The organism is Pelagibacterium sp. 26DY04 (assembly GCF_031202305.1).
Taxonomy (GTDB): domain Bacteria; phylum Pseudomonadota; class Alphaproteobacteria; order Rhizobiales; family Devosiaceae; genus Pelagibacterium.
On record NZ_CP101731.1, the window covers coordinates 2,240,609 to 2,261,217 of the forward strand.

At 62.5% G+C, this 20,609-nt stretch carries 21 protein-coding genes; 4 read left to right on the top strand and 17 right to left on the bottom strand.

Annotated features, from left to right (window positions below; genetic code table 11):
* Position 1: 1 nt before the first annotated feature.
* The gene (locus NO932_RS10985) at positions 2-904 is read right to left on the bottom strand and encodes a Ku protein (RefSeq protein WP_309207401.1); all 903 of its coding nucleotides are present in this window, start codon (positions 902-904) and stop codon (positions 2-4) included.
* 166 nt (positions 905-1,070) lie between these two features.
* Between NO932_RS10985 and NO932_RS19370 the strand changes: the two genes are divergently transcribed.
* Together NO932_RS19370 and NO932_RS11000 are read left to right on the top strand one after the other, a co-directional pair.
* Positions 1,071-1,382: a DUF2934 domain-containing protein gene (locus NO932_RS19370; RefSeq protein WP_375142736.1), complete on the top strand. Its 312-nt coding sequence runs from the start codon at positions 1,071-1,073 to the stop codon at positions 1,380-1,382.
* A gap of 87 nt (positions 1,383-1,469) precedes the next feature.
* Positions 1,470-1,655, top strand: a complete 186-nt coding sequence (locus tag NO932_RS11000) for a hypothetical protein (RefSeq protein ID WP_309160923.1) — start codon at positions 1,470-1,472, stop codon at positions 1,653-1,655.
* A gap of 2 nt (positions 1,656-1,657) precedes the next feature.
* Here the strand turns inward: NO932_RS11000 and NO932_RS11005 are convergent, their stop codons facing one another.
* Both NO932_RS11005 and NO932_RS11010 read right to left on the bottom strand, forming a co-directional pair.
* The gene (locus NO932_RS11005) at positions 1,658-2,698 is read right to left on the bottom strand and encodes a DNA topoisomerase IB (RefSeq protein WP_309207402.1); all 1,041 of its coding nucleotides are present in this window, start codon (positions 2,696-2,698) and stop codon (positions 1,658-1,660) included.
* Between the two features lie 6 nt (positions 2,699-2,704).
* A complete protein-coding gene (locus tag NO932_RS11010; RefSeq protein WP_309207403.1) occupies positions 2,705-3,550 on the bottom strand; it encodes a glucose 1-dehydrogenase in 846 nt (281 codons plus the stop codon).
* 220 nt (positions 3,551-3,770) lie between these two features.
* Here NO932_RS11010 and NO932_RS11015 point away from each other — a divergent pair, with 220 nt between their 5' ends.
* The gene (locus NO932_RS11015; protein ID WP_309207404.1) at positions 3,771-5,291 is read left to right on the top strand and encodes a histidine kinase dimerization/phosphoacceptor domain -containing protein; all 1,521 of its coding nucleotides are present in this window, start codon (positions 3,771-3,773) and stop codon (positions 5,289-5,291) included.
* A gap of 59 nt (positions 5,292-5,350) precedes the next feature.
* Complete coding sequence (locus tag NO932_RS11020) at positions 5,351-5,632, top strand: hypothetical protein (protein ID WP_309160916.1); 282 nt, start codon at positions 5,351-5,353, stop codon at positions 5,630-5,632.
* Positions 5,633-5,768: 136 nt separating this feature from the next.
* On the opposite strand, the gene xth is transcribed toward NO932_RS11020, so the two are convergent.
* The 14 genes from xth to NO932_RS11090 form a co-directional block, all read right to left on the bottom strand.
* On the bottom strand, positions 5,769-6,542 hold the full coding sequence (gene xth, locus NO932_RS11025; RefSeq protein WP_309211031.1) for an exodeoxyribonuclease III: 774 nt from the start codon (positions 6,540-6,542) through the stop codon (positions 5,769-5,771).
* Positions 6,539-7,183 (bottom strand): alpha/beta family hydrolase, encoded by a 645-nt coding sequence (locus NO932_RS11030; protein WP_309207405.1) that lies wholly within the window; start codon positions 7,181-7,183, stop codon positions 6,539-6,541. Before NO932_RS11030 ends, xth begins: the two co-directional genes overlap by 4 nt.
* Positions 7,180-8,259, bottom strand: a complete 1,080-nt coding sequence (locus NO932_RS11035) for a tetratricopeptide repeat protein (protein WP_309207406.1) — start codon at positions 8,257-8,259, stop codon at positions 7,180-7,182. Before NO932_RS11035 ends, NO932_RS11030 begins: the two co-directional genes overlap by 4 nt.
* Before the next feature lie 6 nt (positions 8,260-8,265).
* Positions 8,266-9,159, bottom strand: coding sequence for a Ku protein (locus tag NO932_RS11040; RefSeq protein ID WP_309207407.1), 894 nt, complete (start codon positions 9,157-9,159; stop codon positions 8,266-8,268).
* A gap of 30 nt (positions 9,160-9,189) precedes the next feature.
* Positions 9,190-11,595: a DNA ligase D gene (gene ligD / locus NO932_RS11045; protein WP_309207408.1), complete on the bottom strand. Its 2,406-nt coding sequence runs from the start codon at positions 11,593-11,595 to the stop codon at positions 9,190-9,192.
* A 41-nt stretch (positions 11,596-11,636) separates the two neighbouring features.
* Positions 11,637-12,563 carry a dihydrodipicolinate synthase family protein gene (locus NO932_RS11050; RefSeq protein ID WP_309207409.1) on the bottom strand — a complete coding sequence of 309 codons (927 nt, stop codon included), beginning with the start codon at positions 12,561-12,563 and terminating at the stop codon, positions 11,637-11,639.
* A 2-nt stretch (positions 12,564-12,565) separates the two neighbouring features.
* Entirely contained in the window at positions 12,566-13,270 is a 705-nt protein-coding gene (locus tag NO932_RS11055) for a ribonuclease activity regulator RraA (RefSeq protein ID WP_309207410.1), read from the bottom strand.
* An 11-nt stretch (positions 13,271-13,281) separates the two neighbouring features.
* On the bottom strand, positions 13,282-14,067 hold the full coding sequence (locus NO932_RS11060) for an SDR family oxidoreductase (protein ID WP_309207411.1): 786 nt from the start codon (positions 14,065-14,067) through the stop codon (positions 13,282-13,284).
* A gap of 80 nt (positions 14,068-14,147) precedes the next feature.
* Positions 14,148-15,032, bottom strand: coding sequence for a LysR family transcriptional regulator (locus NO932_RS11065; RefSeq protein WP_309207412.1), 885 nt, complete (start codon positions 15,030-15,032; stop codon positions 14,148-14,150).
* Positions 15,013-16,239, bottom strand: a complete 1,227-nt coding sequence (gene lhgO, locus NO932_RS11070) for an L-2-hydroxyglutarate oxidase (protein WP_309207414.1) — start codon at positions 16,237-16,239, stop codon at positions 15,013-15,015. The genes NO932_RS11065 and lhgO overlap by 20 nt, the downstream gene beginning before the upstream one ends.
* 27 nt (positions 16,240-16,266) lie before the next feature.
* The gene (locus NO932_RS11075; RefSeq protein ID WP_309207416.1) at positions 16,267-17,781 is read right to left on the bottom strand and encodes a tripartite tricarboxylate transporter permease; all 1,515 of its coding nucleotides are present in this window, start codon (positions 17,779-17,781) and stop codon (positions 16,267-16,269) included.
* A gap of 15 nt (positions 17,782-17,796) precedes the next feature.
* Positions 17,797-18,264, bottom strand: coding sequence for a tripartite tricarboxylate transporter TctB family protein (locus NO932_RS11080; protein ID WP_309207418.1), 468 nt, complete (start codon positions 18,262-18,264; stop codon positions 17,797-17,799).
* Between the two features lie 66 nt (positions 18,265-18,330).
* Positions 18,331-19,290, bottom strand: coding sequence for a tripartite tricarboxylate transporter substrate binding protein (locus NO932_RS11085; RefSeq protein ID WP_309160904.1), 960 nt, complete (start codon positions 19,288-19,290; stop codon positions 18,331-18,333).
* A 131-nt stretch (positions 19,291-19,421) separates the two neighbouring features.
* On the bottom strand, positions 19,422-20,597 hold the full coding sequence (locus tag NO932_RS11090) for a mandelate racemase/muconate lactonizing enzyme family protein (RefSeq protein ID WP_309207420.1): 1,176 nt from the start codon (positions 20,595-20,597) through the stop codon (positions 19,422-19,424).
* Between the last annotated feature and the right edge of the window lie 12 nt (positions 20,598-20,609).

Consider the following 20,609-nt stretch of genomic DNA (forward strand, 5'->3'; position numbering starts at 1 on the left):
GTCAGCTCGCCTTTTTCCGCGGCGTGCGGGTCTTGGCGGCCGAGGAGGATTTGGCGCTCGAGGCCTTCTTCGATTTGGCGGCGGGCTTGGATTTGGCGCCGCCGCCGCTGCCCTCAAGGCTCGATTTGAGAGCATCCATCAGATCGATAACGTTGGTCTTGGCCTCACCCGATGTGGGCTCGTCGGTATCGGTGGTGATCTTCTTTTTGCCCTTGGACTTGAGCTTTTTTTCCACCAGAGCGCGCAGGGCGTTAGTGTAATTGTCCTTGAACTTTGCGGCATCGAACGGAGCGGTCTTGCGTTCGATCAACTGGGTGGCGACGTCCAGGAGGTCCTTTTCGGCCTTGGTCTTGGAGATGCCCGAGAAGAAGGGATCGGATTTGCGGATCTCATCTTCATAATGAAGAGTTTCCAGCATCAGGCCGGTTCCACAAGGTTTTATCGCGCAGATATATTCGCGCCCGCGCATGGCAATCTGGCCCAGGCCGATTTTTTGGGAGGTGCGCAGGGCGTCGCGCACGACGCGGAAAGCGTCTTCAGACAGCTCGTCCTGGGGGACGACATAGTAGGATTTATCGAAATAGATCGGGTCGATCTCGCAACCGCCCACGAACTGGACGAGTTCGAGCGTCTTGCGGGTTTCGAGCTTGACCGCGTCGATCTCCTCGTCTTCGAGCAGGACGAAATCGTTCTTTTCGTATTCGAAGCCCTTGAGGATGTCGTCCGGGTCGACCGGACCGACGCCGGGAACCACCTTTTCGTATTTGACGGGCTTGCCCGAAGGCTCGTGAATCTGGCGGAACGAGAGCCGCGCGCCGGTCTTGGAGGCCGAATAGAGTTCCACCGGAATGGCCACGAGCGACAATCTGATCTGGCCCTTCCAGACGGGGCGTGCTGAAGGCATGAAAACGTCCTTGAAACGCGATGATGACTGGTGGGACTCAATTCATTTCGCGAACACCGGGTTCCCCGCGATGCCGGCAGAGCGCGACGGCGGATTGATGCACGACAGTGCCGGAACGGAGCTTGGCGATCGGAGTTGATCTGGCAACGCAGTCGAGGAGGTCATCATGAACACTGCACGGGAAGACGCCATCCGCACGAGGGCTCACCAGATCTGGGAAAAGGAAGGTCGTCCTGAGGGACGCGATAGGGACCATTGGCAAGCGGCCGAGCAGGAAATGGCCGATGGGCGCTTGGCCGATCAGCCCGATATGGGAGACGATCTCGAGAACGACCCGGGCATCGGCTACAGCCGCGGGACCGCGACAGAGGACATCGAAGCGCTCGAGGGCGACAACACGCTCGAAGGCGATGTGATGAACGATCCCGACGCCGATGGGAGCATCAATCCGGCGCGTCGCGGGCGCACCAACAAGTAGCTCGGCCACTCCGGGACGCACCTATTGATCTATGTTAATGCGCCGGGTTTTGCGTGAGATAAGCTCCATTGGCATAAGGAGCCGCTCATGGAAACCCGTAAGACCGTCGCGCAATCGGTGCGCGAGGAAGTGGACCGGCACAAGCGGCGGCTACTCAAGCTTGAAGAGAGTACCTCGCGGATCGCCGGTACACACAACTGCCCCGATTCCAGCCTGATCCGACTTGCCCTGCTGAGCAGGAGCATGGCGTCGCGTACAGTGGTCAAGCTGTAGTTCTACCCACCTGCGAACTTTTGCAGCCAGAGGGCCGCAATGCATTCTTCCGCGTCGAGCCCTGCGCGGCGCGGGCGCTTCGCGCGGATCGCAGCCACATCGTCGGCGAGCTTTCCCTGCTCCCAGCGCTCGAAAACGGCGGGATGAATGTAGCAGGCACGGCATACGGCGCGCGTATTGCCGAGTTTGCGCGAAACGGCGTCGATCACGGCGTTGAGGGTTCGCGCGCGTGCGGTCTTGGTGTCGGGCACTTCGGTCTGCGCGAGGAGCGTCAGCGCGCGCATGGTGCCACCCCAAGTGCGGAAATCCTTGGAGCTGAAGCGCTCCCCGATGGTCGCGCGGATATAGGCATTGACGTCGTGCGAGCCCACGTCATGGAGCCGCCCCTCCTCGTCGCGATAGCGGAACAGACGCTGGCCCGGCAGATCCTCGATGGTCTTGAGTATGCGCGACATACGCCGGTCGGCGATGCCGACATCCCATGTCTTGCCCGATTTGCCATTGAAGTGGAAATGCAGTTTGGACCCGGAGACATCGAGATGGCGCGCCCTCAGGGTGGTGAGGCCGAAGCTTTTGTTGTCCTTGACATAGCTGTCATTGCCGACCCGGATCATGGTATTGTCCAACAACCAGACGATGGACGCCACGACCTTTTCACGCGGCAGGCCGCGCAGGCGCAGATCGGCATCGACCGCTTTGCGGATTCTGGGAAGGCTGGCGGCGAAATCGGCCATCAGCGCATATTTGGCCATGCCGCGATCGGCATGCCATTGATCGTGGTAGCGATACTGCTTGCGCCCCTTCTGGTCGCGCCCGGTGGCCTGGATATGACCGTCAGGATCGGGGCAGATCCACACGTCGGTCCAGGCGGGCGGGATGGCAAGCGCGTTGATGCGGGCGATGTCGCCTTCCCGGGCGACCGGGCGGCCACTGTCGCGGATATAGATGAAACCTTTTCCGCGACGACGGCGGATGATGCCGGGCTCGTCGTCATTGACATAGCGAAGGCACCCGTTCGAGAGGCCGGGATCGGCAATGGCCATTTCGCGTCAGCTGCTCGGGAACTCTCCGCCATCCACATGGATGGTCTGACCCGTCATGAACCTTCCGTCCTCGCAGGCGAGCAACAGGTAGGCCGGAGCGACCTCATTGGGCTGGCCGGGACGCTTGAGGGGCGTCGAAGAGCCGAATTCCTTGACCATCTCGGGTGGGAAACTGGCGGGGATCAGCGGCGTCCAGATCGGGCCGGGAGCAACCGCGTTTACCAAGATCTTCTTTTCGGCAAACCGGGCGGCCAGCGAGCGGGTAAGCGCAACGATGGCGCCTTTTGTCATGGCGTAATCCACCAATTGCGGATGCCCGCGATAGGCCACGATGGAGGCTGTGTTGATGATGCGGGCGCCTTCCTCGAAATGGTCGATTACCGCCTGCACCATATGGAAATAGCCATAGATGTTGGTTTCGAACACCTCTTTCATGGCATCGGCGTCGAGGTCTGCGATGTCTTCGCGGATGTGCTGCTCGGCTGCGTTGTTGATGAGGATGTCGATGCGGCCAAAGGCCGTCAAGGCTCGCTCGGCAACTGCTTTGCAAAAATCGGGATCACCGACATCGCCGGCGATCAGCAGCGCTTCGCTGCCCTCTTCCTCGACGATGGCCCGGGTCGCTTCGGCGTCCTCGTCCTCATCAAGATAAACGATCACGACCTTGGCCCCCTCACGCGCGAAAAGGACGCTGACGGCGCGACCGATACCGGAATCTCCGCCAGTGACGATCGCGACTTTCCCATCAAGCCTGCCGCTTCCTGGATAAAAAGGCGTGTATTCGGGCTGGGGATTCATTTCCCCTTCGCGACCCGGTTGCCGGTCCTGGTGCTGAGCGGGTTGGTTGGCCATTGTCGTGCTCCATCGCGAAAAAATCCTTGGCGAGCAATGCGCTGGGAGAGGGTTCGTTCCGCGTCTTGCGCTACGTCAATGGTTGTGGCCGGAACCTTGATGTGATCTGTTCGCTGGCAAGGAACAAGCTGCATAAGCGCAGCAGAGGGGATGCAGGGTGAGCGACGCGGCGGCGCCTCGAGCGATTCGACCAAAAGCCAAACGCAAGATCGATGCCGCAATGGCGGCGCTGGTCTTTGCGGTCGCGCTGAGCCTAGCGATCATCATCCTCACGACCCTGCTCGTCGTTCAAGGCTATCGGCAGCAATTCTCCAGGGCCGAGACTGCCGCCGCTTCGGCTGCTCATGTGGTCGCGGTGCATACCCAATGGCTCACCGAAGCAAGCAACCAGGTTCTCGAACGCATCCATGACCAGTTGAGAACGCAATCGCTGGTGCTGGCGCTCGAGCCGTTCGGCGACATAGACGAACAACTCAGCGGCCTGCCCGATCATGTGCGGATCACCGTCTACGGTCCCAACGGCAATGTCAGGCTTTCCAACTCCGACATGCCGCTACGTCCCAATATCGCCCAGGAGGACTATTTCGAGCAGCTGGCGAATGGCGACCAATTCATCATCACGCCAATGCTTCTGGACTCCGGGAACGATCCGCCGACCTTCATCATCGCGCGGCGCCTGGAAACGCAGGGTACATTTTCGGGCGTGGCCGCGATCACCGTGAGCAATGAACTGTTCAGCGATGTCTGGCGGTCGCTGAACCTCGAACCGGACTCGACCATTTCGCTGATCCGCGACGATGGGTGGCTGGTGGCGCGCTACCCGGTGGCGGACGAACCCCTCGACCTCTCGGACTATGTTCTTTTCACTGAACTCCTGCCCGAGACCGATGCGGGCACCTATTATGCGCCTGCCTCTCCGGTCGATGGCCAACCACGGGTCGTCAGCTATCACAAGCTCGAAGGTGCGCCACTGGTGGCTGTGGCGGCAATATCAGCCGACGCGATCGCCAGCCGGTTTTGGCAGAACACGGCGCTGGCCCTCATCCTCATCATACCCGGCCTCGTGGGGCTGGTGCTGGCGCTCTGGTGGCTGACACGCATCCTGCAGCAGGACCGGCAGACGCGGGAGCAATTGGCAGCCGCCGTAGACCAGAACCAGATGCTGTTCCGCGAAATCCACCACCGGGTGAAGAACAATCTCCAGGCCGTCTCCTCGCTGGTGCAGCTCCAGCCTGTTTCCCCGGCGGTAAAGCAGGAGATGGGGCGCCGGATCGCAGCTATGGTCGCCGTTCATGAGCACATCTACCGCACCGATCAGTTCGGCACCGCCGAAGTTTCCGCCTATGTCGAGAAACTCGTCCACGACATCGTCACGGGCTTCGACACCAAGGCGGAGGTGGTGACCGATATCGACAAGGTGCATGTGCATCGCGACCATCTGATGCCGCTCGGCCTGATCGTCAACGAAGCGCTGTGCAACGCGATCAAATACGCCTTCCCCGGGGGACGGGATGGTCGGATCGATGTCCGGCTCAAGGCCGACGGCCCTGACCGGGCAACCCTTACCATCGGCGATGACGGAGTGGGTTTTGACCCCGAAAGCCCCAGCGACGGAATGGGCCGGAGACTGGTCAAGGGCCTGGTGCAGCAGATCGAGGGCGTGATGTACTACGCCAATGACGGCAAGGGATCGACATTCGTTCTGACCTTTCCCACCGTCACGCCCGGCAGCACGGATTGAGGCGGGAACTGGCCGATGGTGGTCACCGTTGCGGAAAACACGATCAAGAGGAGAACGGCATGTCGGACGGGGCTATGAGCAATTTCGATATCGAAGGCCGTTTGGCCGCCCAGAGACAGGTGCTTGCCTGGCTACTCGAACGCTATGTCCGTTCGCCCGAGGACCTGCGGGACCTCAAGGCGCATATCGACGAATCCATTCCTCCGCGCGACCACCAGGAGGATCCGGGGGCAGTGACCACCGAAGGCCACGCCGTGGCGACAGCGGCGGGCATCGAGATCCGATCCCTGCTCGAACCGCTGGAAATGAAGTTCGGACGCGGCGCGGCCGGATCGCTTTAGGCCGAACCGGCATTTGGCGGTCTTGGCCGGGGCTGCCGCTGGATTCCGGGATTGGAGCAGGATCAGCAATCGATCCGGTGGATCGATTGCCCTGCGGAACGTCCCGGAATGACAGATGGGTTCATCGAATGTCGATTTAATCCAGCACGATCCAGACGGGCGCATGATCGCTGGCCCCCTCCTCTCCTCGAACGTCGCGGTCGACGCCGGCGGCTGCCAGCCGTGCGGACGGATCGGGGGCGAGCAGGATGTGATCGAGGCGCAGGCCGGCATTGCGGGGCCAACGGTTTCGCTTGTAGTCCCAGAAGGTATAGAGCGCCTCGTCCTCCGGATGGGTCTCTCGCAGGGCATCGACCCATCCCTGCCCCAGGAACTCGGCATAGAGAGCGCGGCTTTCGGGTTGGACCAGCGCATTGTCGTCATAGGACCGCGATGGATAGATATCGCGTGGTTCGGGCACGATGTTGAAATCCCCAGCCAGGACGACCGGCAGGCGGGTGGCCATGAGATCGGCGGCATGATCGAGCAGGCGGCGGGTCCAGGCGAGCTTATAGTCGAATTTCGGACCCGGGCGCGGATTGCCATTGGGCGCGTAAAGCGTTCCGATCAGCACCCCCTGCACTGCCGCCTCGATATAGCGGGCCTGGGTGTCTTCCGCATCGCCCGGCAACGCCGTGCGGGTGACGACCGGGGCGCTGCCGCGCGCAAGGATCGCCACGCCGTTCCAGGCGGGCTGGCCTTGCCAAACGGCCTTGTAGCCGGCGGCCTCGATCGCGGCCAGCGGGAATTCGGATTGGCGGGCCTTCAGTTCCTGCAAACAAACGACATCGGGCTGCGCCTCATCCAGCCAATACAGAAGATTGGTGAGGCGCTTATTGATGCTGTTGATGTTGAAGGTGGCGATCTTCATGCCCTGGCGGCGATATCGCGGGTCCATGCGGCCACGGTCTTCGCCATGGTTTCCAGATGCTGGGCAGCGGTGAAGCCAGAGATGGCCTTGCGCGGTTTCAGATCGTGGTCTCCATCCTCGAGCCATTCGATGCGGACCGCATCGGAGAGGGCATAGCCGGGCACCTCCTCAACTGTGCCGAATGGATCGCGTGTGCCCTGGCAGATGAGCAGCGGGCATTTGAGGTGTTCGAGATGGCGGGTGCGGAGCTGGTCGGGCTTGGCGGGTGGGTGGAAGGGATAGCCCAGGCAAACGACACCCTGGATGCGGCCGGCGCTATGGAGTTCGTCGGCCACCATGGTGGCTACGCGACCGCCCATGGATTTGCCGCCGATGAACAGCGGGCCGGACGATTCCAGCGCATCTACCGCCGCGCGATATTCTCCGAGCAGCGTTTCGGCGCGCGGCGGAGGCTTGCGCCCATCGCCGGCGCGGCGGCTTGCCATATAGGCGAATTCGAAACGGACGACGCGCAGGCCGGCGGCGACAAGCGCGTCGGTGGCGGCATTCATGGCGGCTGAATCCATGGCGGCGCCGGCGCCGTGGGCTAGAAGCAGGGTGATGGCGGCATCTTCGCCGCCGCTGAAGAGGAAATCGGTCACTGGCCGGCCGCCTTGCGTGCGTTCTGCATGTCCACATACTGAATGCCGCGCCTGGCGGTCTCGGCCCATGCGGTATGCGGATCGAGTTCGAGATAGCGCAGCCAATGGCGGCGAGCGGCATCGAGATTGCCGACATCGAATTGGAGGGCGGCAAGGTTGTAGACCGCATCGGCATAGGAGGGATCGATGGCGATGGCCCGCTCCAAGTGCCGGCGCGCGCCGGCCACATCGCCGCCTTCGCGCAGCAGCGTTGCGAGGTTGAACCACGCTTCGACAAAGGTGGGGTCGCGCTTGATTGCGATCTGGTAGAGGTGCCGGGCCTCGGCTTTATCGCCCTGGGAGGAAAGACAATTGCCGAGATTGAAGGCGGCCACGGAATCGGTGGGATCGGCGGCAAGGCAGCGGCGGTAGAGCGCGATGGCGGTCTCGATATCCGCCTCGCCCTCCGCCTCCTCGGCTGCCTCGAAGAGATCGTCGATGTCCTCGTCGGTTTCGGCAAAGGGGAGAACGGTCTGGCCGCTGAGATCGGAAACCAGATCGTTGCGCTCGGCATAGATGATCCCGGCCGGACCGGGACGGAGCGCGAAGGCTGTGAGCGAGGATTTCGGGGCGCCGGCAAGCTGGCGGACGATCGCGAACCAATCGGCGCCCGAAGCAATCAACCCGGCATATTTGCGGGCAAGGATCACATCTGTGAAAGCAAAGCGTGTGCCGTCGCCCTCAAAGGCGGCAAAGAGCGAAAGCAGGACGCAATCGTTTGCGTCAAGGCCCGATTGGGCACAGAGCGTCTCGCGATCGAGCGTGAGCGCCGGCCCCTCCTCGTCACGCACCCAGCGCAAGAATTCGCGCTCGCCCCAGACAGGCTTGCCAGCCTTGGCCTGCGTGTGGTGGCGGGCAGCGATCTCCTGAGCGGAAGACCGGTTGAGAAGTTTTTTGCCGAACACCACCAGATCGGTCTTGCGGGTGATGCCGTGGCGGAAGACCGCGCCGCGCTCGGCCAGATGCCGGCCGACGATACGGCGCGGGGCTGCGGCCAGCCCGCCGATCAGCCCGATGGTCTTGCCGCCCGGCTGCATGGGGGGCTAGGCCTGCTTGCGGGTTCGCGTGGTGCGCTTGGCCTTGGGCGCGGGTTCGGCCTCTATAGCCTTGTCCTTGGCCGTCTTTGCGGCGGGCGCGCGCTTGGACTTGCTTTCGGCCGGCGGCTTGGACTGGCCGAGGCTGGCCTTGAGGGCGTCCATGAGGTTGATGACATTGCCGCGCTCGGGCGCGGCGGCAACCACGGGTTTGTGGCCCTTTAGCTTTTCCCGGATCATCGCCATCAATGCGACCTCATAGCGATCCTCGTAGTTTCTGGGATCGAACTTGGTCTCCTTCTGCTCGATGAGGCGCTGAGCCAGATCGAGCATTTCGGCGTCTGGATCGCCTACGGGGATATTGCCGAAATATTCAGACGTGCCACGCACTTCGTTGGGATTGCGCAAGGTACACATGAACATGCCGGTTTCCCGCGCGCCGATGGTGACGACGCGCTCGCGGCTCGAGAGCACCAGGCGGGCGATGGCCACCTTGCCGGAGCGGCGCATAGCCTCGCGCAGGACAACGAAGGTTTCCTCGGCCAGCGCTCCATCGGGGGCGAGGTAGTACGGGGCATCGAGGTAGATGAGGTCGATTTCGTCCTCGTCGACGAAGGCTTCGATGTTCATCGTGTGGTTGGATTCGATCCTGACCGCTTCGAGGTCGCTGTCCTCGATGATCACGTATTGCTTGTCGTCATACTCATAGCCGCGCACGAGATCGCTGCGCTCGACAAGCCCCAGTTCGGGATCGACCGGCTTCATGTTGATCCGATTATGGGTGTCCTTGTGAAGCTGATTGAACGAAATGCGGTCCTTGGTGGTGGTGGCCGGGTACAGCCGCACCGGGCAGCTCACCAGACTCAGCCTCAAATGACCCTTCCAACTGGCGCGCGGTGCCATGGCTCAAACTCCGATACTACACACAAACCACTATAGTCGTTCAGGCAAATCCCGTGCGGCGTTATTTATATCCGCCCATGGATCGCCAGCAGTCTCAAGAAGTCTTGGAAGTGTAGAATAGTTCAAATCCGTCGGAGCGTCGATAGACTCCAGATCCGACCAGCTTATGGGGGTCGAAGCGGGCATGTGGACACGGGCGCGGAGCGAATAAGCGGCGACGGCTGTGGACGTGCGGGCGTTGCGGTGGAAGTCGATGAAGATGCGGCCCTTGCGGTTTTCGGCACCCATGGTGGTGGTGAAGGTTTTCGGCTGGGCCGCCGCGATGCGGCCGGCGATCGACTTGCTCGCCGCATGCACCGGCTTCCAGCCGAGCCTGGGTGTGATGGGAACGACGATATGGACGCCGCTGCCGCCGGAGGTCTTGACGAAGGGCATCAGCCCGACGGGCTCGAGTTCGCCACGAATGTGGATCGCGGCTTCGACCACCTCGCGCCACGCTACTCCTTCGCCCGGATCGAGATCGAAGACGATGCGGTCGGGTTTTTCGATATGGGGGGCCTTGCTGCCCCAGGCGTGGAATTCGACCACGCCGAACTGGGCGAGTGCGAGGTAAGCCCGGACGTCGGCGATCACGAGATAGGAGCGCTCCTCGCCTTCCGAGTTCTTGATCTCGGCCGTCTGGAGCGTTGGCGGCATGCCGGTGAAGGCATGGCGTTGGAAGAAGCAATCGGCCGGTTTCGGTGATGGGCAGCGCAGCATCGAGACGGGCCGGCCAAGGATATGCGGCAGCATGAAATCGCCCACCGCCGCGTAATAGACGGCGATGTCGAGCTTGGTGGGGCCCGAACGTCCGAAAAGACGGCGCGTGGGATTGGTGACCCAGATGCCGGCGAGATCGGCATCGGTCACCAGCCGCTTGCGCTCGGCCACGGGGCCTGCGGTGAGCTCGGCTTCGCGCAGACTTTTGAAGACGGTGTGGCGCAGCATGCCATCGCGCGTGATGTCGCCATAGGTGACGTTGGCGATCAGGACCGGATCGACCCAGACGATGTCGCGCGGTGCGCCGGGCAATGGCTCGGCCTCGCCCAGCGCCTGGAGGCGAGGGTAGAGCGAGGAGAGCATTTCGGCATCAAAGCCGGTGCCCACCTTGCCGCGGTAGATGAGTTCGCCATCCACCCATTCACCCATGGCCAGGGAAGCCAGCCCTCCGGTTGCCTTGGAGCGGGTGAAGCCGGCAATGACGAAGCTGCCGATTTTCGGCGCCTTGGCCTTGAGCCAACTCTCGCTGCGGCCTGAGCGGTATTTGGCCTCGGCGCGTTTGGAGACCAGCCCTTCAAGACCGAGGTCGCTCACGCGCTCGAAAAGCTCGGTTGGATCGCCCTCTACGTGATCGCTGAAATGAATGGCCTGATTGCCGGCTACCAATGGCTGCAGCGCGCGCTTGCGATCGGAAAGCGTCGCCTGTGTCAGATCCCAGCCGTCGAGATACAGCAGATCGAAGGCATAGAAGACGAGCTTGCCGCCAGGGCCGGATGAAAGCGCCTCCTGCAACCGGGAGAGACTGCTGACGCCCTTTGCGTCGAGCGCGACGATCTCGCCGTCCAGCACAGCGCTTTTGCAAGGGAGCGAAGGGAAGGCGTCGGGGAGGTCGCCATAGCGGTGCGTCCAATCCAGACCCGAGCGGGTGATGAGCTTTACCGAGCCGTTCTGCAAATAGGCGAGCGTGCGGTAGCCATCGAGCTTGATTTCATGCAGCCATTCACTGCCCAGCGGAGGCTTTGGGGTGGGCGAGGCAAGCTGAGGAGCGGTTACCGGCGGAAACGGTGCCTTGACCGCACCCTTGATGCGGCTGGGTGGGCGGGGTTTTGCCGGCGGAGGTGGTGGGACGACGAGTTCTTCGATGCGGCGGCCGGTTTTGACGCTTTCGGGCCGCTCGGCAAGGATGTCTCGCGAGGGATTGGCGGCCTGATCGCGCTCCTTGAACAGAATCCAACCTTCCTTCTCATCCTTGTTCTTGAGCCGAGCCAGCATCCAGCCTCCCGACAGCTTCTCGCCCGCCAGCCGGAACTTGAAATTGCCGGTTTTGAGGCTCTTTTCGATATCATCCATCGGGGCCCAAACACCGCGATCCCAGACGATCATCGGGCCGCCGCCATACTCGCCCTCGGGGATCACGCCCTCGAAATCGGCATATTCGAGAGGGTGATCCTCGGTGCGGACGGCGTATCGCTTGTCTTCGGGATTAAGCGAGGGCCCTTTGGGCACGGCCCAACTGAGCAGGACACCATCATGCTCCAGACGCAAATCGTAATGGTCGGCGGTCGCCGAGTGCTTGTGAATGACGAAACGGTTGCCCGCGTCTGCTGACGGAAGGCCTTCCGGCTCCGGGCTGGAGCCGAAATTGCGCTTGCTGCGGTAGGTTTCGAGCTTCTTCACAGCCCCATGATATGAAGGCGCTGGCGAAACGACAATCGGGCTTAGATAACGGCGCGCGGATCGTGCCGGGCGACGCGGGAGAGAAGATAATCCACCTCCTCGCGCGCCTTGGCAGTGAGCGCACCGGCAGGCTTGCGCTGGAGATCGGATGTGATCAGCCCACGCTTCTTGAGCACGTATTTGCGCACGGCGAGCCCCACGCCCTGCTGCTGCTCGTAGCGGATGAGCGGGAGATGGGCGTCGAACATATCGTGAGCCGCGTCGCGATTTCCGGCCGCCTGGAGCCGGACGATGTCGGCGAGCGCATCGGTGAAGGCGTAGCCGGTCATCGCGCCGTCGGCGCCGCGCTCGCATTCGAAATCGAGGAACAATCCGCCATTGCCGCAAAGGATCGAGATCTCGCGCATGCTGCCCTCTCCCTGGAACTTGCGCAGGGCGCTGATCTTTTCAAGCCCCGGCCAATCCTCATGCTTGAGCATGACGCAGGAGAGATGGGCGTTGACGATGTCGCGGATGACTGCAGGGGTCATGACGACGGTGAGGGTAAGCGGGTAATCCTGGATGACGAAGGGAATGTCCTCGCCGATCGCTTCGACGGCGGAGGCGTAGTAGCCTCTGATCTGGTCGTCGGTGCGCAGGTTGGACGGCGGGGCGATCATGACACCGGCCGCGCCCAAATCCATCGATTCACGCGCCAGGCGCCGCATGGCGGCAAAGCCGGGAGCGGAAACGCCAACGATGATCGGGAGTTTGGAACGCCCGACCACCTGCCGCACGATGCCCAGCGATTCCTCATATTCGAGCTTGGGCGCCTCCCCCATGATCCCCAGGATGGTGATGCCGGTGGCACCGGCCTCCGCATAGAAATCCGTCAGCCGATCGACCGATTTCGTGTCGACGGAAAAATCGTCGAGAAAGGGCGTGGTGGCGATGGCGTAAACGCCATTGGCAGTGTGGTTGAGCGGCATGGTCAGGACTTGGCCTTGAACTCTTGATAGCGCTTCTTGGTTTCCTCGTTCATCGGGTAGAGCCCCGGCAGCGGCACCCCGCGATCGACCTCGGTCATGATCCATGCTTCCATGGCTTCCTGTTCCGGCGCTTCGGCCAGGACTTCTTCCAGCAACGCCTGAGGGATCACGACCGCGCCATCGTCGTCAACGACAATCGTATCGCCGGGAATGACGGCGACGCCGCCGCAACCGATGGTTTCCTGCCAGCCCACGAAGGTGAGGCCCGCCACCGACGGCGGCGCGGAAACGCCGTTGCACCAGACCGGAAGATTGGTGGAATGAACGCCGGCGGCGTCGCGCATCACGCCATCGGTGATGAGCGCGGCGACGCCCTTCTTGGCCATGCGGAAGCAGAGGATGTCGCCGAAGATACCGGCATCCGAGACTCCCATGGCATCGGCGACGACCACCGCGCCCTCGGGCATGTCCTCAATGGCGGCGCGGGTGGAGATGGGCGAACCCCAGCTTGCGGGCGTGGCAAGATCCTCGCGGGCCGGCACGAAGCGCAAAGTGAAGGCCGGGCCGACAATGCGCGGCATGCCAGCGCGGATCGGCTTGGCGTTGCGGATCCACACATTGCGCAGGCCCTTTTTGAGCAGCACCGTGGTGAGGGTTGCCGTCGACACGCCCTTGAGCGTTTCGATCGCTTTGGCATCCAAAGTCATCTGATGTTCTCCTAGATGCTGGGAATCAATCCGCCATCCACGCGGATGACCGAGCCGGTGAGATAGGAAGCGCGCTGGCTGGCGAGGAAGGTGACCACGTCTCCATACTCAGCCGGATCGCCATATCGGCCCAGTGGGATCGAGCCGGTGCTTTCGGCGGAGACGTCCTCGACCGCCCTGCCCTCGCGCTTGGCCTTCTGTTCGTCGAGGAACTTGATGCGGCCGGTCGCGATGCGGCCGGGGAGCACGATATTGGAGGTGATGCCGTCGCGCCCGACTTCGCGGGCCAGAGTCTTGGACCAGCCGACGAGCGACAGGCGCAGGGCGTTCGAGATACCCAGATTGGGGATCGGAGCGACGACGCCGGACGAGGTCGAGGTGACGATGCGGCCCCATTTGCGCTCGCGCATGCCGGGAAGAACAGCATCGGTGATGGCGATCACCGAGACAACCATGGAGCGGAAATGCTTTTCCCAATCCTCGGGCGCCTGCCCCGCGGCAGGTGTCGGCGGGGGCCCGCCGGTGTTGTTGACGAGGATATCGACCGGGCCAAGATCGGCTTCGATGGCAGCAATATTGTCGCCGATCACCGAGAGATCGGCCAAATCCCAAACCCAGGCCTTTGCCTTGCCTCCCGCTCCGGCAATGGCATCGACCGTCGCCTGTGCTGCATCGGCATTGATATCGGCCACGGCAATTTTGGCGCCCTCGGCTGCAAGCGTTCGCGCGATGGCGCCGCCAAGCCCGCCGCCAGCGCCGAACACCAGGGCGGTTTTGTCTGCAATTCCTAGATCCATGAACTCCCTCCTTGCGGGCGCATCTTGCCCGAGTGGGAGCTAAAGAAAACAAGCGCAAAGCTTGATTGAGAACAAAGAAATTATTTGTTCTCGACCGGCGCCGGGATGGACTCGATGGCATCGAGAACCACATCGATGAGGCGACCGGCGGGAGAGCTTTGCGGCCAAAGCAAGCCGATGGCGCGCACCGGACGCGGCGCGGGCACAGGCAGACGGATGAGCGAGCTTGCCTCGTCCCAGGGTGTCGACCAATCGGGAATGAGGGAGACGCCGAGCCCCGAGCGGACCATTACCGCGATGGCGTCGAGGGAATCGAGTTCGAAACGCTCATTGGGCTTGATCTCGACGTCGCGCAGATACTGGTCGGGCAGCCGCCCGCCCCAATTGTTGCGGTCGTAGCGGATGAAGGGCTCCGATCGCAGGAGCGCCAGCGGGTCGGCCCTGGCGTGCTCGGGCCGGCACAGGACAACAAGGGGTTCTTTACGCAACGTCTTCCAGCGCAAGGATTTGGCGATTTCGAAAGGTGGCTCGACAAGCAGCGCCGCATCGATCTTGCCGTCGAGCAGGGCGCGGTAGAGATCGTTGGAGGTTCCGGGGAGCAGGAAGGCGTTGACGGCGGGGGCCGTCGTGCTCATCGACCGCAAAGCTTCGGGCAGAATCCCCGTCAGCGCAGTGGAAATGGCACCGAGCCGAATGTCGCCGGCAACATTGTCGAGCTGGGCAAGGCTCGACAGCGAGCGGATATCGACAAGGATTTCGCGGCCCTTTTCGAGGATGGCATGACCTGCCTGGGTGGGTTTGACGCGGCGACCGGCGCGGATCAGCAATTGCGCCCCCACCTCCTCCTCGAGCGCCTGCATGCGTTGCGCGACCGCGACCGGCGTTATGCCCAGCCGGCGCGACGCCTCGGCCAGCGAGCCCAGTTCGGCCACCAGGACGAATGTTTCAAGAAACCGTGTTTCCATGCCCCTCACCTTCGCGCGCCCCGACCAGCCGGTCGACGATCATGCTGGCGATCGGCATTGCCGAGGTGGCGGCTGGCGAGGGAGCGTTGCAGACATGGAGCATACGCTGCGATTGCAGAAAGAGGAAATCGTGAACCAGCGTTCCGTCATCGAGGATCGCCTGGGCCCGGATACCGGCACCGGGCTCGCCCAGATCGTCAAGCGTGAGGCTGGGGCAGTATTTTCGGCATTCCTCGAGATAGTGGCGGCGCAGGAGCGAATTGCGGAATTCGCTGATCCCGGATTTGAGGTTGTTGCGCGCCATGCGCCAGAAGCCTGGATGGCTGACCAGAGAGGCGACATCGGAAAGATTGGTGCTGCCCTTTTTGTAGCCTTCGCGGGAAAAGCCTAGCACGGCATTGGGCCCGACGGTGACGCGGCCATCGATGGTGCGGGTGAGATGTATGCCGAGGAACGGCAGGTCCGGGTCCGGCACCGGGTAGATCAGGTGCTTGACAATGTTCGATTTGGCGCGCGGCAGGGTGTAATATTCGCCACGGAACGGAACGATGCGGTGCCGCACATCCATGCCGGCGAGCCGGGCGATCCTATCCGATTGCAGACCGGCGCAACCAACAAGCATTTCGGCCGTGACGGTGCCGCCGTCCTGGGTGCGGATGTGGACGGATTGGCCCTCTTCGGTGATGGCCGTGACCTGGGTGCCGAGCCTGATTTCCGCTCCGCGCTCGGCCAGCTTCGCCGCCATCACCTCGCATACCTTGCGATAATCGACGATGCCGGTCGCGTGGACCAGCAAGGCGCCGAGGCCGGCGATATTGGGCTCGAGCCCGCGCAGGCGCACGGCGGAGACGGTTTCGAAGGAGATGTCATTGTCGCGCGCGCGATTTTCGAGGCCGGCCAGGCGTTCGAGTTCGAGCGGATTGGTGGCGACCAACAGCTTGCCGCAGGTTTCGAACGGGATGGAATTGTCGCGGCAGAAGGCCTTGGTGGCCTCCGCGCCGGCGCGGCAGAGACCGGCCTTGAGCGAACCAGGCTGGTAGTAGATGCCAGCGTGGATGACGCCGGAATTGTGCCCGGTCTGATGGGTGGCGACGGCCCGCTCCTTTTCCAGCACAAGGATGCGCGCGCCAGGATCGCGCTCGGTCAATTCCAAAGCCGTCGCGAGACCGACGATACCGCCACCGATGACGCAATAGGTATAGTTCATGTTCGTTCGGTTTTTCTTTTTCAGAGATCAGGATGACGATGATTCTTCGAGCAATGCGTTAGGCTTTCGCCCCATCATCCGGCGCGCGATCGGAAAGGCGATGACCAGGATGGTGAGGATAAAGAGCGCAAGCGCAATGGGTCTTTCGATGAAGACCGTAAGGTCGCCTTGCGACTGGATCATCGTGCGCCGGATGTTGCGCTCGAGCATCGGCCCGAGGATGAGGCCGAGGACGAGCGGGACCGGCGGATAGTCGAGCTTGATAAGGATCAGCCCGAAGATCGCCGCGACCAGCGCGATGGTGAGCCCCGTCATCGAATAGTCGATGGCAAAGACGCCGAAGGCGACGATGGCAAAGACGATGGGGTAGAGAATGGCGGTCGCGATGAACAGCAGCGCGGCGAGCATCGGGGTCAACAGCAGGGTGAGAAACACCAGCATCAGGTTGCCGATCCAGAAGCTGCCGAACACCGCCCAGATGAAATCGCCATTGTTGACGAATAGCAGCGGGCCAGGTTGGAGGCCGAGCATGAGGAGGCCTGCCATCATCACCGCCGTGGTCGCCGAGCCGGGGATGCCCAGAGTGAAGAGCGGGATCATGGAGGCGTAGGACGCGCTGTTGTTGGCCGATTCCGGCGCGGCGATTCCCTGGACGATGCCGGTGCCGTATTTCTCGGGAGTCTTGGACATGCGCTTGGAGCTGGCATAGGCCATCATTGTCGCCGCTGTCGCGCCGATGCCGGGAAGAACGCCGACGAAAAAGCCGGTGACCGCTCCCTGCAGGAGATCCTTCCAGGACTGGATGGCGTCCTTGATGCGGGGGAACAGGCTCGAAAACCGGAACTTGGCGAGACCGGTCGTGACGTTCTCGTTGAGGCTGGTGAACATGGCGGTGAGGCCGAAAAGCCCGACAGCGACGACGGAGAAATCGATGCCGTCGAAAAGCTCCATCGATCCGAAGGTGAAGCGGATGGGGCCGGCGATGGGATCGAGGCCGATCATGCCCACCCAGAACCCGATGGCGAGCGCGACAAAGCCCTTTATGGGGTTGCGACCGCCAAGGACGCTCACCAGCGAAAGGGCGAAAACCATCATGGCAGTCATCTCGGTGGGGCCGAAGGCCAGAGCGGCGCTGGCGATGGGCACCGAGAAGGTCACGAGACCGAGAAGACCGATCAGGCCGCCGACAAAGGAGGCGAAAACGCTCATCCCCAGAGCGCGTCCGGCCTCGCCGTTCTTGGCCATGGGATAGCCATCCATCACGGTCATGACCGATGGCGGATCGCCCGGTATGCCCAGGAGGATGGAGGTGACGGCACCGCCAAACATCGAGCCGTAATAGATGCCGGCAAGGCAGGCCAGAGCGGGCACGCCGCCGAGACTGACGGCGACCGGCAGCATGATGGCGACGCCAGCCGAAGGGCCGAGGCCGGGCAAGGCGCCGATGAGAAGACCGATGATCACCCCGAAAAGAGTTGCCAACAGAGTCGTGGGGGTGATGGCCTGTAAGATGCCGTCAAAGAGAAGTGGAAAAACGTCCATTATGACCTCCCTGCCCTAAAGACCGAACGGGCCGGTCGGCAGCGGAATGCGCAGCCACATGCCGAAGGCCACGCGCAGCAGAAGCGGGAACAGGACCGCTACGGGAACGAGGCGGACAAGAAAGCTCGGCTCTAGGCTGGGCCTGATGATGAAGGCGGCAGCCAGCATGAAGATGATCACCGACAGGGTGAGGCCGAGATATGGCGTGGCAACGATCAGCAGAGCCGTTGCCGCACAGAGCAGCGCAATCTTGACAATGTCCCGTTTTGCAAGGCCGCCCGAGAGCTGCTCGCTGCCGCGCAGGCTGCGCACCAGGTTCACGACGCTCAGGACGGCGATGGCGCTCCCGATCAGCACCGGGAAGAAACCCGCTCCAGGCGTCGTTCCGTTCATGTAGCCGTAGTCAAACCCGGACCAGACGATGTAGCAGCCGAACGCGACGAGGAAGATGGCGAAGAGCTGGTCGACACGTGTGATGGACATTGTCCCGTTCCTCCCGAAAACAAGGCAGAGGGACCGGGCGCCAAAGCGCCCGGCCGGCGGGTCGGATCAGATGATGCCGAGTTCGGTCATGATCGCCTCGTAGCGCTGATGGGTCTGCTCGATCAGGGCCGAGAATTCCTCCGAGCTAAGGAAGGCGGGCATATCGTGGTAGCGCTCGATATATTGCTCGCGCCATTCATCGCTGGTGGCCACCTGTTCGAGGATGCCCTCCCAGTAGGCGACGACGTCCTCGCTGACACCGCCGGGCATGACAAGACCGCGGAGCTGTACGTGCTCGATGTCATGGCCAAGCTCTGTGAACGTGGGAACGTCCGGGAAGGCCGCAACGCGCTCGGCGGAGCTGACGGCGAGCGGACGCAGGGCTCCGGCTTCGGTCTGTGCCATGAGTTCACTCGGGTTCATGAAGACCATATCCACATGGCCGCCCAGGATCGCGGCAAGGGCTTCGCCTTCTCCATCGAAGGGGACGGCGTCGATCTGAATGCCCAACGCATCCGACACCATGTCTGCCAGTAGGGCGGCATCGGAGACCACACCCACCGTGCTTGTGGTCAGCCGTTCGGCTCCGGCGAGATCCTCGAAGGTCTGGTAGGGGGAATCTGCTGGAACCGCGAGGATGTACGGCGAATAGGAAATAGCAGCGAGCGGAGTGAAGTCCTCATAGCTCACTGGCGAAGCGCCCAGCAGCGGCGTGGTGAAAAAACTCACGCTCACTGTGGCCAGGACATAAGGATTGCCCTCTTCCTGGGCCACCGAGCCGTAACCGACGGCGCCCGAGCCGCCCGGGCGGTTTTCGGGAAGAATCTGGACAGGCAGCAGATCCATTTCATCAATGACACTCGCGATGGTGCGGGCCAGCGTGTCGCTGCCGCCGCCCACACCGAAGGGGATGATCATCTGGATATCGCGCTCCGGATATTCCTGGGCGGCAACAGAGCCGCTCAAAGCACCGAAGGCCACGAGAGCTGCCGCGGCAAGGCGGTGGCGACTGCTAAAGATCGTCATGTTGGTTCCTCCATTTGCGGGCCGCCGAAATGGCTGGCCCTCCTCTGTGGCGCGGGATATGCCGCGCCGTATAAGCCCTCGCGGGCAAATGGAGATGCCGGCCTCCCTGCCGCCATCTCCATGAAGGGCTGTCAGGCGCTCTTTTGCGCCTCGATAGCCTCGCGCAGCAGATAACCGTGCGCGTCGCGACCCTTGAGCCGGCTGTCCTCAGGGTTTTTGACCTCTGCATCCCGAAGCGCATCGTATTTCGGCGTGAAGCCGAGGCCCGGACGGTCGGGAATGGTCATCTTGCCGTTGACCGGATCGGGCGTGCCTTCGAAGAAGTGCTTGCCGGTCATCCACATGCCGTAGTGGAATTCGACGGGGCCGCCGTTCATGACGCCGGCCAGAATGTGCATGTTGAAGATGGGCCAGCCGCCGCCATTGGCCATGGGCAGGTTGAAGGCCTGGGCCAGGTGTGCCGCCTTGAGTGCCTCGGTGTAACCGCCATTGTAGAGGACGTTGGGTTGGAGCACGTCCACGGCATGGTGGATCACCAGCTCGCGGAAGCGCCAGCGCCAGCCTTCCATCTGACCAGCCGCGATGGGCACCTGCACTCGGGAGCGCAGGTCGGCAAGCGCGCGGGCGTCGTTTTGCTGGATGGGCTCTTCGAACCATTTGAGGTTACAATCCTCGAGCGCCTTGGCAAGCATGAAGGCGTCATGCGGGTTGAACCAGCAATTGGCGTCGATCATCAGGTCCACATCGGGACCGATGGCATCGCGGGCGGCCTGGACGCGGCGCACGTCGTCCTTCCAGGTGCGGGTGGGCTCTCCCCCCACAACCATCTTGAGCATGGTGTGGCCATCGGCCAGGAACTTCTTGGCGTAGTCGGCGATCTGCTGCTCGTCGAAGAAGGGATAGCCGAAGGTGGCGTAGGTGTAGGCTTCGCGCGAATAACCGCCGAGCAGTTCGGAAATCGACTGGTTGGCGTCCTTGCCGCGCAAGTCCCAGCAGGCGATGTCGATCGCCGAGAGGGCGTTGACGATAACGCCGGTATAGGAGCGGTTGTTGAGCTGCTTCCAGACCTTGGAGTGGATCGCTTCGGTGTGGCGCACATCCATGCCCTTGATCAGCGGGAAGATGTGCTCGCGGATGCAGGGCATGGTGGCCCAGGGCAGGAACGATCCGGTGACGCCCATCCCCTTGCGCCCGTCTTCCAGTTCGATCTCGACGAAGACGAACATGCGGGTTTCGATGGATTCCCCGATGCCGGGAAGGTCGATCTCGTGCCGGTGCAGGCTCGTCGTTATATTGGCGATCTTCAAAGTGCGTCTCCT